Below are 15,995 nucleotides of genomic sequence, written 5' to 3'. Positions count from 1 at the left end.
AAACCAGATGACCGACACGCACGACCCCGGCTTCGCCTGGGACCTGGCGAAGTCCCGCGAGCGGCGCACGAAACGCTGGTCGGTGTACGGGCCGGACGTGCTCGACCTGACTGTCGCCGAAATGGACCTGCCGATCGCCGAGCCGATCCTGGCCGTGCTGCGCGACGCGGTCGAACGGCAGACCTTCGGCTACCCCATTCCGGCCGCGCAGTCGGGGCTGCCGGAAACCGCCGCGAAGTGGCTCACCGAAACGCACGGGCTGACCGTCGACCCCGGCGAGATCCGGCTTCTGCCGGAGCTGATGAAAGGCATCACCAACGCGCTGCGCGAGTTCACCGCGCCGGGCTCCGCGGTGATCGTGCCGACGCCGACCTACCGGAGCTTCTTCGGCGCCATCTCGCTGGCCGACCGGGAAGCGGTGCAGGTCCCGCTGCTGGAGGGACACCGCCTCGACTACGACCGCATCGACGCCGCCTTCGCCGCCGGTGCGGGCAGCCTCCTGTTGTGCCACCCGGCGAATCCGGTCGGGCGGATCTTCTCGCCTCCCGAATTGCGGCAACTGGCGGAGATCGCCGAACGCCACGGCGGCCGGGTGATCAGCGACGAGGTGCACGCGCCGCTGCGCTACGGCGTGGACTTCGTGCCGTACGCCGCGGTCAGCGAGACGGCCCGGCGGCAGGCGGTGACGTTGTTCAGTGCCTCGAAGGCGTGGAACATCGCCGGACTGCGCTGCGGTTTCGTCGCACTGACCAACCCGGACGACTGCTCGCGCTGGGACCGGCTGCCAGGCGCGGCCAGCGGAGGCATCAGTCCACTCGGGATGGTCGCGTCCGCCGCCGCGTTCGAGCACGGCGCGCCGTGGCTGGAGCGTGCGCTCGCCTTCCTGGACACCAACCGCCTCCGCTTGGCCGCCCAGTTCGCCGCCGCCGGTCTGCCTGAGGTCTATCAACCGGCCGACGCGACCTATCTGGGCTGGCTGGACCTGCGCCGGCTGGGCTTGGCCGATCCCGCGCAGCTGCTGCGGGAGAAGGCCAGTGTCGCGGTGACCGCGGGGCCGGACCACGGGACGAGCGGAGCCGGATTCGTGCGGCTGAATTACGCCACCGAGCCGGACGTTCTGGCTGATGCGGCCGCGCGGATCATCCAAGTGCTGGAATGATCCTCATGGCTGTCCTCACCGAAGACCGCGCCCGATACTGGCTGGACCGCTGGGACCGGCAGCAGGAACACTACCTGCCCGACCGTGAAGAACGGTTCGCGGTGCTCGGCGATGTGCTGGACGAGCTGATCCCGCGCTCGGACCCGCTGATCGTCGACCTGGGCGTCGGCCCGGGTTCGCTCGCGACGCGGCTACTGGCGCGGTTCCCCGGTGCGCGGGTGGTCGGGGTGGACGCTGATCCGTTGCTGCTCGGGCTCGCCGATCTCGCCTACGGCAGCGCTCGGTTCCGCACTGTCCCGGCCGACCTGCGTCAGCGTGGTTGGTACGAGGCGCTCGGGCTCGACCGCGCGCCCGACGCGTTCGTCAGCACGACCGCGCTGCATTGGATGAACCGCCTGCCGCTGCGTGATCTGCTGGCGGTGTGCGGCGAAGTCCTTGCTCCTGGCGGGGTCTTCGTCAACGGCGACCACCTCTATGAGGGCGACGCCGGACCTCGGCTGGACACCCTGAACCGCGCGCTGACCCAGCGGCGCGCGGTTCGGGCCGGGATCACGCGGGACGAGGATTGGGCGGCTTGGTGGCAGGCCGTCGAGGCGGCTCCGGAGCTGGCCGGGTTGGTCGCGGAGCGGGACGGCGGGTTTGCGCATGAGGTGACTGATCGGCCGGCTGTGCAGGACTACCTGGCGTTTTTGCGTGAGGCCGGGTTCGCCGAGGCCGGGACGGTGTGGCAGGTGGGGGATGATCGGATTGTCGTCGGGATCCGTTGAGTTCGGGCGTGGTTGCCTGGTCTTCTGAGTGGGCGGGGTTTGCCGAGGCCGGGACAGTGTGGCAGGTGGGCGACGATCGCCGCGTCGTCGGGATCCGTTGGGTTGGGGTGTGGGGTTGCCTGGCCTTGAGCAGGCTGGGTTCGCTGAGGCTGGGCGGAGCTGCTGAGCTTCGGCGCGCGGGGCACGCTCCGGCGGCTCGACCGCGGCACGGGCCAGGCCGCATCGAAGCAAGGTTCCGCGTTGCCCGGCCAGGACGCCTAGCCGTCCCGAACGCGAATCCGATTTTCGCCGCCGAGCAGGTCCGGGCCGTCGATTCCGAGTGGCTTTTCGCGAGAAAAATTCGCGGCGCGCGCCCTCCGATCCGGCATGGTTCCGGATGGGAATGGCAACACCCCTTCAGGGCGTGACGGGTAGCGAAGGGAATCGGCCGCCTCCTCGGCGATCACCCCGGTTTTACCTGGTTGGGGTCCCCCTAAGCGGTGATTCCTGGCTCGTGAACTCCCCGCCGCGGGGGAGAGCGCGGTACGAATTTCCCTGCCTGGTGTCGATAAACGCGGGTAAGCAGCTCGACAATTCCGTCCTTCTCCGTGGGAGCTTGTGTGATGGCCCGTCGTTCCGGATTCATGCGCTCCCGCGGGAAGCGCGCCGCCGCGGCACTCGCGGTGGTTTTCGCTGTGGGCGTCGCCAGTGCCACGCCCGCGATGGGCGCGACCTTGCCGCCCAGCGTCAGTCCGGCGAGCCCGTCCTCGGCGCAGGCCAGCGCGGCAGCGGCATCAGCGCCGGCAAGCCCGGCACCGTCCAGTTCAGCCGCCCCCGCGACGGGCCAATCGGCAGCAGCCGCCCCCGCTCCGACCAGCCCAGCGCCCGCCACCGCAGCGCCGACCAGCTCAGCACCAGCCACCTCAGCACCAGCCGCGCCGCAGCCCAGGGCAGTCGAGCCCCGAGGCCTGGGCACCCCGCGGAAAATCGGCCCCGACCCGGCCTTCTCGACGGTCGCCCACGGCGCGATCACGATGGCGTCCAATTCGGTCGTCAGCTGCGGCGTCACCCCCACGGCCTGCGGGGAGACCGCCAACAACTCCAGCTACGGCTACTGGATCAAGAGCGACCCGTCGGCGCCGGGCAACACCGCGTCGAGCGCGAACCTGACCATCCCGTCCGGCGCGACCGTGCTGTCGGCCCGGCTCTACTGGCAGGTCAACCCGATCTCCTCGAACGCCGAATCCGGCGACCCCTCCCGCGCGAACCAGGTCGCGTTCAAGGCCCCGGGCGCCGCCTCCTACCAGCGCCTCACCGCCGACACCTACGACTGGTTCGACGCGCTGGGCAGCGGATTCCCGCAGATCACCGCGCACGCGGGCGTCAAGGACGTCACCGGGCTGGTCAAGCAGGCCGGCGGCGGCTCCTACACGGTGGCCGACCTCCAGGCGTGCCGCGGCAACTCGGCCAACAGCGCCAGCAACCTCGGCTGCTGGGGCGGCTGGTCGCTGGTCGTGGCCTACGCGCTGGACACCGAGCCGCTGCGCTACCTGCAGGTCTGGGACGGTTTCGACGTCGTCCGCGCGGGCGGCAGCCCCACCTCGACGAACATCGACCTCAACGGCATCCGCACCCCGGCCGACCACCCGCCGACCGCCACCCTCGGGGTCGTGGTCGGCGACGGCGACGCCAACATCTCCGGCGACTACCTCGAATTCGGCCGCGACGCCGCGTCACTGCAACGCCTGACGCTGCCCGCGCCCGGCGGCGCGAGCACGACCAACGCGTTCAGCAGCCGGATCGACCGGGTCGCTGCGAGCGGCACCGGCGCCAATGTCGCCGACCGCACGCCGAATCCGGCCAACAACTTCGGCTACGACGCGCGCACGGTCGACGTCACCGGCAAGCTGCCCGCCGGCGCGGACCGGGCGCAGCTGAAGGTCGGGACCACCGGGGACGCGCTCTACCCGCAGACCGTCTGGCTGATGGCCGAGGCCAACGAGCCCAACCTGCAGATCGTCAAGACCAACGACCCCGAGGGCAACCTCCAGGAACGCCCGCCGGGCTGGGTCGGGCGCGGCGGCGAGATCTCCTACGGGCTCGACGTCGCCAACCGCAACCCCGACGGCACCACCACCAACCTGGACACCGCGACCGGCGTGGTGGTCACCGACACGCTGCCCGCCGGAGTGTCCTATGTGGCCGGTTCGGACCCGCGATGCTCGGCGGCCGGCCAAGTCGTCACCTGCACTCTCCCCGACCTGGCACCGGGACAGAGCACGCGCGTCGGCTTCCGCGTCACCGTTTCGCCGACGGTCGCCCCCGGCACCCGCCTCGACAACACCGCGTCGGTGGTCTTCCAGGGCAAGCAGACCGGCCGCGAACAGAGCCGGACCAGCAACACCGTCCGCAATGTGGTCGCGGTGCCGGAGTACACGCTGACCAAGGTCGTCGACAAGGCGAACGCGCTGCCCGGCGACCAACTGACCTACACCGTCACCCTGGACAACACCGGCAACCTGCCGGTGCCGCCGACCACCGTCACCGACACCCTCCCGCCCGGCACGACGTTCGTCAGCGCGGACACCACGAGCGGCGCCGTCACCGGCACCGGTCCGCTGCAATGGCGCACGGCGGCGATCCCGCCCGGCAGCCGGGTGACGATGACCGTGCACGCCAGGATCGACGACGCGACCGTCGGCGCCACGCTGATCAACCGCGCCAAGGTGACCGAAGGCCAGTCGCCGACGGTCCCGCCGGACCGGCAGTGCGCGGACGACGCCACGGCGTCCTGCGCGGAAACCGTCGTGCCCGGCACGAAAATCGAGATCGCCAAGACCGCCGACAAGGCTTCGGCGAATCCTGGCGACACGGTGAAGTACACCGTGGTCGTGCGCAACACCGGCCAGGTCGCGGCCCGCGGCGCGACGTTCACTGACGACCTGTCGAAGGTTCTCGACGACGCCGTCTACAACAACGACGCCGCTCCCGCCGCCCAGGTCTCTTACACCGCGCCGAAACTGACTTGGACCGGAGATTTGGCGGTCGGCGCTTCGGCGACGATCACCTACAGCGTCACGGTGAAGAACCCCGATCCCGGCGATCACAAGCTGATCAACGCGATCACGTCGACCACTCCGGGCAACAACTGTGTCGCTGGTTCGACCGACCCGGCGTGCTCGACGACGACGCCGGTGTCCGGAATGCGGATCGAGAAGAAGGCCGACAAGCAGTCCGCGAATCCCGGCGACCGGGTGACCTATACGGTCGTCGTCGCTAACACCGGCCAAACTCCGTTGTCTGGCGCGACTTTCACCGACGACCTCTCGAAGGTGCTGGACGACGCGGCCTACAACGGCGATGCGTCGGCATCAGTGGGCTCGGTGGCTTACGCCGCGCCTCGGCTGACCTGGACGGGCGATCTGCCGGTGGGTGCTTCGGCGACGATCACCTACAGCGTCACGGTGAAAAATCCTGTTACCGGCGAACATAAACTGACTAACACGATCACGTCGACGACCCCGGGCAACAATTGCGTCGCGGGTTCGACCGACCCGGCGTGCTCGACCACGACGCCAGTGTCCGGAATCGAGTTCGTCAAGACCGTCGACAAGACCAGCGCCAACCCCGGCGATCCGGTCCGGTACACCGTGACCGTCCGGAACACCGGCCAGACTCCGTTGTCCGGCGCGACTTTTACCGATGATCTGTCGCAAGTGCTGGACGACGCTGTCTACAACAACGACGTCACTCCGGCAGCGCAGGTCTCCTACGCTGCACCGAAACTGACCTGGACCGGCGACCTGCCCGTCGGTGGTTCGGCGACGGTGACCTACAGCGTCACGGTGAAGAATCCCGTTACCGGCGACCATAAACTGATCAACACGATCACCTCCACGACTCCAGGCAGCAACTGCACGGCCGGATCCGCCGATCCCCGGTGCGGCACCACGACTCCGGTGTCCGGGATGCGGATCGCCAAGTCCGCCGACCGCGACCAGGTCGTGCCCGGCGACAAGGTGACCTACACGATCACCGTCACCAACACTGGCCAGACTCCATTGCCGGGCGCGACTTTCACCGATGATCTGTCGCAGGTGCTGGATGATGCTGTCTACAACAACGACGCCACTCCGGCTGCGCAGATCTCCTACGCCGCACCGAAACTGACCTGGACCGGTGACCTCCCGATCGGCGGATCGGCGACCGTGAAGTACAGCGTCACCGTGAAGAATCCGGATCCCGGGGACAAGAAGCTCCACAACATCGTCACGTCCTCGACACCCGGCACCAACTGCCCTCCGGGTTCCACCGATCCGTCGTGCTCGACCACGACGCCGGGCAAGGAACTGACGATCGCCAAGACCGCGGACAAGCAGACCGCGAACCCGGGCGACAAGGTCACTTACACGGTGAAGGTGACCAACACCGGCCAGGTTCCGCTGCCGGACGCGAGCTTCACCGACGACCTGTCGCAGGTGCTGGACGACGCCTCCTACAACAACGACGCGTCTTCCTCGGTGGGCTCGACCGCTTACACGGCACCGCGTTTGACGTGGACGGGCGATTTGCCGGTCGGTGCTTCGGCGACGGTGACCTACAGCGTCACCGTGCACAATCCGATCTCCGGCGACCACCAGCTGCGCAACACAGTCAGCACTCCGGTGCCCGGCAACTGCGAACCCGGATCGACGGATCCGAAGTGCTCGACCGTGACACCGCTGCCGGGGTTGACGATCTCCAAGTCGGTGGACAAACAGTCCGCGAACCCGGGAGACAAGGTCACGTACACGGTGACCGTGACGAATACCGGTAAGACTCCGTTGCCCGGCGCGACCTTTACTGACGATTTGTCGAAGGTGCTGGACGATGCCGCTTACGGCAACGACGCTTCGGCCTCGACCGGCTCGGTGACGTATGCCGCGCCTCGGTTGACGTGGACCGGCGACCTCCCGATCGGCGCTTCGGCGACCGTGACTTACAGCGTCACCGTGCACAATCCGGCCGGCGGCGATCACCGGCTGACGAACGTCGTCACGTCGGAGACTCCGGGCGGGAACTGCCCGCCGGGGTCGGCGGATCCGCGGTGCGGGACGACGACGCCGGTGTCCGGCATCGCGATCAGCAAGGCGGCGGACAAGTCGTCGGCGAAGCCCGGGGACAAGGTCACTTACACGGTGACTGTGGTGAACACGGGCCAGACTCCGTTGTCCGGCGCGACTTTCACTGACGACCTGGCGAAGGTTTTGGACGACGCTGCCTACAACAGCGACGCGACGGCCTCCGCGGGCGTGGTGACTTACGCCGCGCCTCGGCTGACGTGGACCGGCGACGTGGCGGTCGGTGCTTCGGTGACGGTGACGTACAGCGTCACGGTGGCGAACCCGGTCAAGGGCGATCATCGGTTGACGAACGTGGTCACCTCCGATACTCCGGGGTCGAATTGCCTGCCGGGTTCGGCGGATCCGCGTTGTGGGACTACGACTCCGGTTGCGGGCTTGGAGATCTTGAAGGTTGCGGATAAGAAGGATGTCAAGCCGGGGGACAAGGTCACGTATACGGTGACGGTGCGGAACACCGGTCAGACTGTCCAAACGGGAGCGACGTTCACTGACGATCTCTCGAAGGTGTTGGACGATGCTGCTTACGGCAACGATGGTTCGGCGTCGATCGGTTCGGTGACGTATTCCGCGCCTCGGTTGACGTGGACCGGTGATTTGCCGGTCGGTGCTACGGCGACGGTGACGTACAGCGTGACGGTGAACAATCCGGTCAAGGGCGATCACCAGTTGGCGAACGTGGTGACCTCGGAGACTCCGGGCGGGAATTGCCCGCCGGGTTCGACGGATCCGCGCTGTGGCACGAAGACTCCGGTTGCGGGTCTGGAGATCGCGAAGGTTGCGGACAAGAAGGACGTCAAGCCGGGGGACAAGGTCACGTACACGGTGACGGTGCGGAACACCGGTCAGACTGTCCAAACGGGAGCGACGTTCACTGACGATCTCTCGAAGGTGCTCGACGATGCCGCTTATGACGGTGATGCGTCGGCGTCGATCGGCTCGGTGAGTTATGCGGCGCCGCGGTTGACGTGGATTGGTGATGTGCCGGTCGGTGCTACGGCGACGGTGACGTACAGCGTGACGGTGAACAATCCGGTCAAGGGCGATCACCAGTTGACGAACGTGGTGACCTCGGAGACTCCGGGCGGGAACTGTCCGCCGGGTTCGACGGATCCGCGCTGCGGGAACACGACTCCCGTCGCGGGTATGGACATCACGAAGGTGGCGGACAAGAAGGACGCGAAGCCAGGCGACAAGGTCACCTACACCGTGACCGTGACGAACACCGGCAAGACTCCGTTGCCCGGTGCGACTTTCACCGACGACCTGTCGAAGGTCCTCGACGACGCCGCCTACGACGGTGACGCGGCCGCCTCGCTCGGCTCGGTCAGCTATGCGGCTCCGCGGCTGACGTGGACCGGCGACCTCCCGGTTGGTGCGACCGCGACGGTCACCTACAGCGTCACCGTGAACAACCCGGTCAAGGGCGATTTCAAGCTCGCGAACGTCGTCACCTCGGACACTCCGGGCGGGAACTGCCCGCCGGGTTCGACGGATCCGCGCTGCGGCACCACGACTCTCGTCGCGGGTTTGGACATCACCAAGGTCGCGGACAAGAAGGACGTCAAGCCGGGAGACAAGGTCACGTACACGGTGACGGTGAAGAACACCGGCCAGACTGTCCAAACGGGAGCGACGTTCACCGACGATCTCTCGAAGGTGCTCGACGACGCCGCCTACGGCAACGACGCTTCGGCTTCGATCGGCTCCGTGACCTATGCCGAACCCCGGTTGACCTGGACCGGTGACGTCCCGGTCGGCACCACCGCGACGGTCACCTACAGCGTCACGGTCAACAACCCGGTCAAGGGCGATCATCAGTTGGCGAACGTCGTCACCTCGGACACTCCCGGCACGAACTGCCCGCCGGGCTCGAAGGATCCGAGGTGTGGGACGACGACGCCGGTCGCGGGGCTGATCCTGGCCAAGAAGGCGAGCGTCACCGAGGCGAAGGCAGGTGACCAGGTCACGTATACCGTCACCGCGACGAACACCGGCCAAACCGCGCTGAAGGACGCGACCTTCGCCGACGATCTGACCGGCGTCCTCGGCAACGCCGTCTACAACAACGACGCGACCGCCTCGACTGGCTCCGTGTCGTATGCGGCGCCCCGGTTGACGTGGACTGGTGACCTGCCGGTCGGTGCGACCGCGACGGTCACCTACAGCGTGAAGGTCAAGACCCCGATCGGCGACGGACAGAGCCTGCGCAACGTCATTTCCTCGACGACGCCCGGCACCAACTGCCCGGACGCGTCCGCCGACCCGCGGTGCAAGACGACCACGCCGCTCACGAAGACCCCGCCGACGCCGCCGAACCCGCCGACAGTCCCGCCGACGCCGCCGGTTCAGCCCCCGCCGCCGAACCCGCCCCTGGCGTGGACCGGCGTGGTGCTGATCCCGGTGGGAATCGTGGCGATCGCCCTGCTCGCCGGCGGAGGCGCGCTGCTGCTGATCTCGCGTCGCCGCCGCGCTCGGCGGTGACGGCTGCCGCGGCGGCCGTGCTGGCTCAGACACAACCGGCCGCCGCGGACCGACCGCGGACGGGAGAGTGCGAACGCTGGCGGCAAGCCCGTCGGCGAGGGCGGCGCGGACGTGCCGGGCGGGGACCAGCGTTCGCTCCGAGGGCTACGCCGAGCCGTCGGCGTGCGCCGGGGAGGGGAAGCCGGCACCGCCTTCGGACTCCCAGCGGCACACGTCGTCTTCGGCGGGCCGGGGCGTGGCTCCGGATTCTTTCAGGATGGCTTCCGGGCACGTGGTGCTGTTCTGGTCCGCGGCTGCCGACAGCGCGATCGCGGCGGCCGCCGGCGGTGTTCGAGCGGGGACGACGAGCAGCGTCAGCCGGCGCATCGAACCGCCGGTCACATGCACGACGTGCGGGTCCTGGGAGCGGAACCCTTCCAGCCGCACGAGCCGTCCCCGGGAGATCATCGTGGGCTCGGCGGGCAGCCAGGCCTGCGACGCGAACGCCACGCGCCATACTGGGCCGAGCCGGTCGGCGAGCGCCGCGGCGAGACCGGGCACTTCGGCGGCGAGGTCCTCCGAAGCGGGCCACCAGCCGCCGTCCACGAAGCCGGCGACCGGAAGCGGCGGTTTCAGCCGCAGCCGCGACTCGGCCGGTGCGGAGGAAGGATCTCGGCGCGGCGGCGTCGGCATGGAAAGCTCCGATCCCGGCATGTGGGCCGGCTGACGTGCTGCTGAACGACGAGGCCCGGGTGCGCGGGCTAAGCGGGTTGGCGCGAAAGGACGCCGGTGTCGCGAAGAATCTCCAGCGCGGCTCCGGTGCTGTCGGCGGCGGAGGCGGCGCTCAGCGCGCGTTCCGCCGCGTCCGGAGGGGCGTCCGGGGGGATCACCAAGAGCGTCACGTGGCGGATGCGCGGTCCGATCACCACGACAGTGTGCTCCTGGAGCCCGAAGAACCCGGCCAGCCGCACCAGGTTCGGGCCGTGCGCCAGCCGGAGGGGCGCGAGATCCCAGGCGGCGGGGTTGAAACCGATCCGGTCCACCCGTCCCGACCGGTCCGCGAGCGCGGCGACGAGAGCGCTGAACTCCGCGACCGGTTCTCGTGAACGCGGCCACCAGGCACCGTCGAAACAGCCTTTCGTGGCGTTCGGCTCCTTGAGCCGCAACCGGTTTCCGAGCACGAGCGACTCGATCACCGGGCCGGCGGTGCGGTCCTGCGGGGCTGGCTTCATCGCGGCGCTCCCGTCCGATGGTGCGGATGGCCCGGCGGCGGATTGTCGTCGGCGCGGCGCGACGGAACGGGCTGCGCGCCGAAGAAGGGCTGAGCGTCAGCGGTGCCGGTGCCGCGTCCGGATTTCGCGCGGCTGCGGTTCTTCCCGCTCGCCGGGCGATGCGGCGGGCTGGCGGAAGAGGCCGCCGTAGCGCTCGTCCTGCGGCAGGACGAGCGCGCCGGGCCGAGGCGGCTCGGCGACGGGATGGCTGAAAAGCGGTGTGCTGACCGAAGCGGTGATCGGATTTTCCTTTCCTGGCAATGCAAGATCCGCCGGTTGCTGGGAAACCAGGGGGCGGCTGGGCCACGCCGCACCACCGCCACTTCCCGGATGGGCGCCACCGGCTTGCGCCGCGCAGCGGCTGCAGCAAGGGCGGCTCGGCGGTCTCAAGGCCGCTGGGGTGACGGTGATGTGCCGCGGGCCCGAGGGCATGCCGTGCATTGTCCCTGCGGCGATGGGCCAGGGCTGCCGGCACGAAATGCTTCCGGACACTGCTGACGGTACACCTCCTCGTCCGGGCCGCGGGCGCCGCTGCGGACCCGGGCCGGCGCGGTGCGCTGCCGCACGATCGCCGTTTCACGCCCTCACCAGGGCGGGCCGCCGCATTCGGGTGAAGCGGATTTCGATGCGCGGCTGGGCGAAACAAGGAGCGCGTACGGACTTCGCCGGGCTGCCCGCCCGAGGTCCGCATGCCAGCGGCGAGCCCGCGTCCGCACTGGCGCGGGTGTAGGCTTCGGACAGGGACCTCAGACTTCGGTCGCGCCGATCGAACCGCAGCACGGCTGCCGACGACTGAGGAGACGCCGGGGCATGACGGAAATCCGGAAGGCAAGCCTCGTCGCCGCGCGACTTCACTGGCGGATGCGTTTCCGCTCCCCCGGATCCGGCGGTCTCCGCGCCCGATTTTCCGCTGTCGCGGCACGGTCTGTCCGCGGCTGCCAGCGGCGGCCCTCCGCCGCCACCCGATTTGGAGATTCCACAATGGACTTAACGAACCCGGCGGCCCCGCGAGGGCCCGGCCCTCCTCGCGGAAGCGAGTACGCCGAACTGTCGGAACTGGTGAAGGCGGCCGGGCTGTTCCGCCGCCGCCCGGTGCACTACCTGCTGCGCGGCGGGCTGGCGCTGCTGGCTTTCGCCGGGGCGTGGGTGGTGCTCGCGCTCGCCGGCGGGCACTGGTGGCAGCTGGGCACCGCGGTGCTGCTGGCGGTCGCCTACACCCAGCTGGCTTTCCTCGGCCACGATGCCGGGCACAAGCAGATCTTCCGCGGCAGGCGGGCGAACGACGCGGTCGGCACCGGGCTCGCCGGGCTGGTCGGGCTGAGCTACGGCTGGTGGGTGGGCAAGCACACCCGTCACCACGCGAACCCGAATCTCGAGAACTCCGATCCGGACATCGACATTCCCGCACTGGCGTTCAGCACCGGGCAGAGCCGGGCGAAGACGGGTTTCCTGCGGTGGATGGCGAAATACCAGGCCTTCCTGTTCTTTCCCTTGCTGTTGCTGGAAGGCGTCGACCTGCACTGGTCGGGGATCAAGGCGGTGCGCCGTGGCGGGACCAAGTCCCCTCGGCTGGACGCGGCCCTGCTCGCCATCCACCTCGCCGCCTACCTGACGGCCGTGTTTCTCTTGCTGCCGCCGGGAATCGCCGCAGTGTTCGTAGTGGTGCACCACGCCGCATGGGGGGTCTACATGGGATGCTCGTTCGCGCCCAACCACAAGGCGATGCCGCATCTGGAACCCGGGCACCAGCTGGATTTCCTCCGCCGTCAGGTGCTGACGTCGCACAATGTCCGCGGCGGCCGGTGGATGACGTACGCGCTGGGCGGGCTGAATTACCAGATCGAGCACCACCTTTTCCCGAGCATCCCGATGGCGACCCTCCGGAGGGCGCAGCCGCTGGTGCGGGACTTCTGTCTCGCCCGCGGGATCAGCTATAGCCAGGGCGGGCTGTTCCGCACCTACGCGGATGTCCTGCGGCACCTGCACGAGGTCGGCGGCATGCTCCGGACGGCGCCGGCAGCAGCCGGAAGCGGTTCCCGATGACGGCGGCCCAGTACCGGAAAGTCCCGGCCGGAGGCAGCGAGCCCGCCGAAGCACGGGTCTCGATGAAGTGCGCCGGCTCCGAACCCGGGCACGTCGACGGCGGCTGGTGGCCTCGTTCGGCGGACCTCGCCGCCGAGCTGCCCGCGCTGGCGGCCGCGCTCGAAGCGCGGGTGGGCCCGCTGGCCCGGGTGTCGTATCACCTGGACGCCTGGGGCACGGCCGCGCGCAAGGTGCGCCTCGGCGATCGGATCGTGCGGCTGGAGGGGTTCCGGGCGACGGATCCGGACACGGTGCAGGCGATCGGGACGGACTCCCGGCGGGTGAGCCTGCTGGTGGTGCCGCCGGAGGCCCCCGGCGGAGTGGCCCGTGCCGTGCTCCGGTCGGCCGCGGACGGCGGCTCCACCGCCACCGTCGCGGAAATACTCTCCGGCAACGGCATCGCCGGAGCGCGCTGAGCCGGCAGTGTCCACCAACTCGTTCGCGCGCGGCGTCGGCGCTCCGCGATGAGCATGCTGTCAGCCGCACGGCGCATCGGTCGGTCTGCCGGCGCCTGCCCGGTCTGCCACCACGAGAAGGCCGGACACGACGCGATCGCGGACCGGTTCTGCGCGGCGACCGCGGCGGGCGGATTCCGCCGCGGCTGCGCTTGCGCCGCGGGAAGCAGGGCAACCACTGAAGAGGACGGAAACATGACCAGCGAGCTCAGCTTTGTCTCACGGTACGAACAACGGCTCGCTCTGGTGCGGGATGTGCTCGAACAGGACACCGGCCTGACTGGACCAGCTTGCCAGGCGCTCGCGGTGCGGCTGCTGCACCTGCTCGACGAGGCGCCGGAACGCCTGCGCCGGTGAAGGCCGGGTTCGACGCCGCCGAGGCCGTTCGGCGCTGAAGCCCGCGAATACCGCCTGTCCCGGCTCGGCAGCACGGAGACGGCGCGCGGTGCACCGGGGCCGCCCCAGCGACCCCGGCGCACCACGTCATCACCCCTTCACCAGCCCCTGCATCTCGGCGATCTCCGCCTGCTGAGCGTCGACAATCCGCCGCGCCAGCGACTTCGCCCCGGCATCCGCGCCCTGGGCCAGCTCCGTCTTCGCCATCTCGACCGCGCCCTGATGGTGCTTGACCATCAGGTCCACCCACGACCGGTCGAATTCCGGGCCCTTCGCGGCGTCCAGGCTCTTCATGTCGGCGTCCGACATCATCCCGGACATCGAGTGGCCGCCGGGCATGGAGTGGCTGGCGGGCGCCGCGCCCCAGGCGGTCAGCCAGCCTTGCATCTGGCGGATTTCCGGGTCCTGCGCCCGGTCGATCCGGCCGGCCAGGTCGACGACCTTCGGGTCGCTGCTGCGCGACGGCACCATTTTCGCCATCTCGAGCGCCTGCTGGTGGTGCGGGATCATCTGCTGGGCGAACGTGACATCAGCGGCGTTGTGCCCAGCCTGCGCGCTGGGAGCAGGGGATTCCGGACTGCCGCAGGCGCCGAGCAGGAGCGAAGCGGCCAGCACGGTGCCGCTGAAAAAGATTTTGCGCATGAAAAAACCTTCTCTCAAAAGGAAAATTGCGAAAAAGACCGGAGCTGGAGCTGCCGATCAGGTGCGCAACACACAGAGAGAAGTCAAGACAACCCGGCCTCGTCTGTCGGGCGGCCGGTCGGCGGCGGGGGAGCCGCGCGTGCCGTCGAAAACCGTCTTCACGGCGGTGTAGCGGCGGAAGGCCAGCAGGCCCAGTACGAGCGCGCCGACTGCGTACAGGACCGCCAGGCAGAGGTGCAGCATCGAGTGTTCGCCGGCGGGCATGCCGGAGTCCGCGGCGACGTCGTGCGATGCGACGACGGACATCTGGCTCGTCATGGCGTGTCCGGCGCCAGGGGAGGGCACGTGGTGCATCACGGCGATGCCCAGCGCCAGCGCGAACAGCAGCAGCACCCGCTGCACGCTGCCGAGCCGGGACGTCGCCATGGGACCGACCCTACCGGGCGTCGGCGAACCGGCGCGGGGCGGACAAACCGGTCACGCTGAGTGGTCGGCCGGAGGGTCCGGTACTGGAAGTTGAACCTTCACTCAAGCAGGTTCCAGCCCGTGGCGCCGAGGCTGGCCCCCGCTCGCCCGGGACACGGGTGTGCTACTAGGTTCGAGGGGGCAAGACTTGATGTCGAAGACAGAAGGAGGGCCCCATGGCCCGGTACGAGCTGCCCGAACTCGACTACGACTACGGTGCCCTCGCGCCGCACATCTCCGGCGAGATCAACGAGCTGCACCACAGCAAGCACCACGCCGCCTACGTCAAGGGCGCCAACGACACCCTCGACAAGATCGCCGCCGCCCGCGACGCCGGCGACTTCGGCGGCATCGTCGGCCTCGAGACCACCCTCGCGTTCAACCTGGCCGGGCACGCCAACCACGTGGTCTGGTGGAAGATCCTCTCGCCGGAGGGCGGGGACAAGCCGACCGGCGAGCTGGCGGCGGCGATCGACGAGGCGTTCGGGTCCTTCGACAAGTTCAAGGCCCAGTTCACCGCGGTGTCGACGACGATCCAGGGCAACGGGTGGGGCGCGCTGTCGTGGGACCCGATCGGCAAGACGCTGATCACCCAGCAGCTGCGCGACCACCACAACAACCTGATCCTGCCGACCACGCCGATCCTGCTGGTCGACGTGTGGGAGCACGCGTTCTACCTGGACTACAAGAACGTGAAGCCGGACTACGTCAACGCCCTGTGGAACATCTTCAACTGGGCCGAGATCTCCAAGCGCTTCGACAACGCCGTCGCCGGCGGCAACGGCCTCCTGCTCGGCTGAGCCCGACGCACTGAGGCACCGGAAACGGGGTCCGGCCCACGCGGCCGGGCCCCGTTTCGCATTCCGTGGCGGAAATAGTCGCCCGGGTGGGGGAAATCGCTGCGGCAAATGTCGGGAACTGCTGGTCCATCGGCACTCCGCCGCGGCGCGCTAACCGGGCAGGCAGGCCGCGCAGTCCGGATCCGGCGGCATCCGCGCGGGCACGGCGCGCGTCCGGCGAATGCGCACGCCCGATCGGCGAGACGATTTGTCTCGCTTTCGCGGTCGCGCCGTGAACTGTCTGTAGACGGACCACCTGATTCAGCGAGATTCGCTCGCATTCGGTGGGTTCTTTCCCCGAACGGAAAACGCGCCTGGACAGCGGCGGATCGGCGCGGCACTCTGGAAGCGCAACCA

At 69.2% G+C, this 15,995-nt stretch carries 13 protein-coding genes and 1 pseudogene; 8 read left to right on the top strand and 6 right to left on the bottom strand.

Translation table 11 applies throughout. The features are described from left to right. Window positions 1-7: 7 nt before the first annotated feature. Together AB5I40_RS09950 and AB5I40_RS09945 are read left to right on the top strand one after the other, a co-directional pair. The gene (locus AB5I40_RS09950; RefSeq protein ID WP_370938161.1) at window positions 8-1,159 is read left to right on the top strand and encodes a MalY/PatB family protein; all 1,152 of its coding nucleotides are present in this window, start codon (window positions 8-10) and stop codon (window positions 1,157-1,159) included. A 5-nt stretch (window positions 1,160-1,164) separates the two neighbouring features. Beyond that, window positions 1,165-1,926, top strand: a complete 762-nt coding sequence (locus tag AB5I40_RS09945; RefSeq protein WP_370938160.1) for a trans-aconitate 2-methyltransferase — start codon at window positions 1,165-1,167, stop codon at window positions 1,924-1,926. Window positions 1,927-2,398: 472 nt separating this feature from the next. On the opposite strand, the gene AB5I40_RS09940 is transcribed toward AB5I40_RS09945, so the two are convergent. Continuing rightward, the gene (locus AB5I40_RS09940; protein WP_370938159.1) at window positions 2,399-2,974 is read right to left on the bottom strand and encodes a hypothetical protein; all 576 of its coding nucleotides are present in this window, start codon (window positions 2,972-2,974) and stop codon (window positions 2,399-2,401) included. Here AB5I40_RS09940 and AB5I40_RS09935 point away from each other — a divergent pair. Next, complete coding sequence (locus AB5I40_RS09935) at window positions 2,940-9,509, top strand: hypothetical protein (protein ID WP_370938158.1); 6,570 nt, start codon at window positions 2,940-2,942, stop codon at window positions 9,507-9,509. The genes AB5I40_RS09940 and AB5I40_RS09935 overlap by 35 nt on opposite strands. 144 nt (window positions 9,510-9,653) lie before the next feature. Here AB5I40_RS09935 and AB5I40_RS09930 read toward each other — a convergent pair whose 3' ends face one another. The 3 genes from AB5I40_RS09930 to AB5I40_RS09920 all read right to left on the bottom strand — a co-directional run bounded on the left by AB5I40_RS09930 (window position 9,654) and on the right by AB5I40_RS09920 (window position 11,020). Next, window positions 9,654-10,181, bottom strand: coding sequence for a DUF5994 family protein (locus AB5I40_RS09930; RefSeq protein WP_370938157.1), 528 nt, complete (start codon window positions 10,179-10,181; stop codon window positions 9,654-9,656). Between the two features lie 68 nt (window positions 10,182-10,249). Continuing rightward, window positions 10,250-10,720, bottom strand: coding sequence for a DUF5994 family protein (locus AB5I40_RS09925; RefSeq protein ID WP_370938156.1), 471 nt, complete (start codon window positions 10,718-10,720; stop codon window positions 10,250-10,252). Between the two features lie 96 nt (window positions 10,721-10,816). Next, window positions 10,817-11,020, bottom strand: coding sequence for a hypothetical protein (locus AB5I40_RS09920; RefSeq protein WP_370938155.1), 204 nt, complete (start codon window positions 11,018-11,020; stop codon window positions 10,817-10,819). A 720-nt stretch (window positions 11,021-11,740) separates the two neighbouring features. Between AB5I40_RS09920 and AB5I40_RS09915 the strand changes: the two genes are divergently transcribed. The 4 genes and pseudogenes from AB5I40_RS09915 (at window position 11,741) to AB5I40_RS09900 (ending at window position 13,653) form a co-directional block, all read left to right on the top strand. Further along, a complete protein-coding gene (locus tag AB5I40_RS09915) occupies window positions 11,741-12,802 on the top strand; it encodes a fatty acid desaturase (protein ID WP_370938154.1) in 1,062 nt (353 codons plus the stop codon). Then, window positions 12,799-13,257 (top strand): DUF5994 family protein, encoded by a 459-nt coding sequence (locus AB5I40_RS09910; protein ID WP_370938153.1) that lies wholly within the window; start codon window positions 12,799-12,801, stop codon window positions 13,255-13,257. Before AB5I40_RS09915 ends, AB5I40_RS09910 begins: the two co-directional genes overlap by 4 nt. A 48-nt stretch (window positions 13,258-13,305) precedes the next feature. After that, window positions 13,306-13,443, top strand: a pseudogene (locus AB5I40_RS09905) (RGCVC family protein); the annotation flags it as partial. Between the two features lie 48 nt (window positions 13,444-13,491). Then, window positions 13,492-13,653 (top strand): DUF6307 family protein, encoded by a 162-nt coding sequence (locus AB5I40_RS09900; protein ID WP_370940487.1) that lies wholly within the window; start codon window positions 13,492-13,494, stop codon window positions 13,651-13,653. Between the two features lie 129 nt (window positions 13,654-13,782). Here the strand turns inward: AB5I40_RS09900 and AB5I40_RS09895 are convergent, their stop codons facing one another. Together AB5I40_RS09895 and AB5I40_RS09890 are read right to left on the bottom strand one after the other, a co-directional pair. After that, entirely contained in the window at window positions 13,783-14,334 is a 552-nt protein-coding gene (locus AB5I40_RS09895; RefSeq protein ID WP_370938152.1) for a DUF305 domain-containing protein, read from the bottom strand. A gap of 57 nt (window positions 14,335-14,391) precedes the next feature. Then, window positions 14,392-14,760, bottom strand: a complete 369-nt coding sequence (locus AB5I40_RS09890; RefSeq protein ID WP_370938151.1) for a hypothetical protein — start codon at window positions 14,758-14,760, stop codon at window positions 14,392-14,394. 215 nt (window positions 14,761-14,975) lie between these two features. On the opposite strand from AB5I40_RS09890, the gene AB5I40_RS09885 reads away from it, so the two are divergent. Beyond that, window positions 14,976-15,599, top strand: a complete 624-nt coding sequence (locus AB5I40_RS09885; protein WP_370938150.1) for a superoxide dismutase — start codon at window positions 14,976-14,978, stop codon at window positions 15,597-15,599. Window positions 15,600-15,995: the final 396 nt, after the last annotated feature.

This window comes from Amycolatopsis sp. cg13 (genome assembly GCF_041346965.1).
Lineage (GTDB): Bacteria > Actinomycetota > Actinomycetes > Mycobacteriales > Pseudonocardiaceae > Amycolatopsis.
This window is presented reverse-complemented; position numbering and strand designations above follow the sequence as displayed.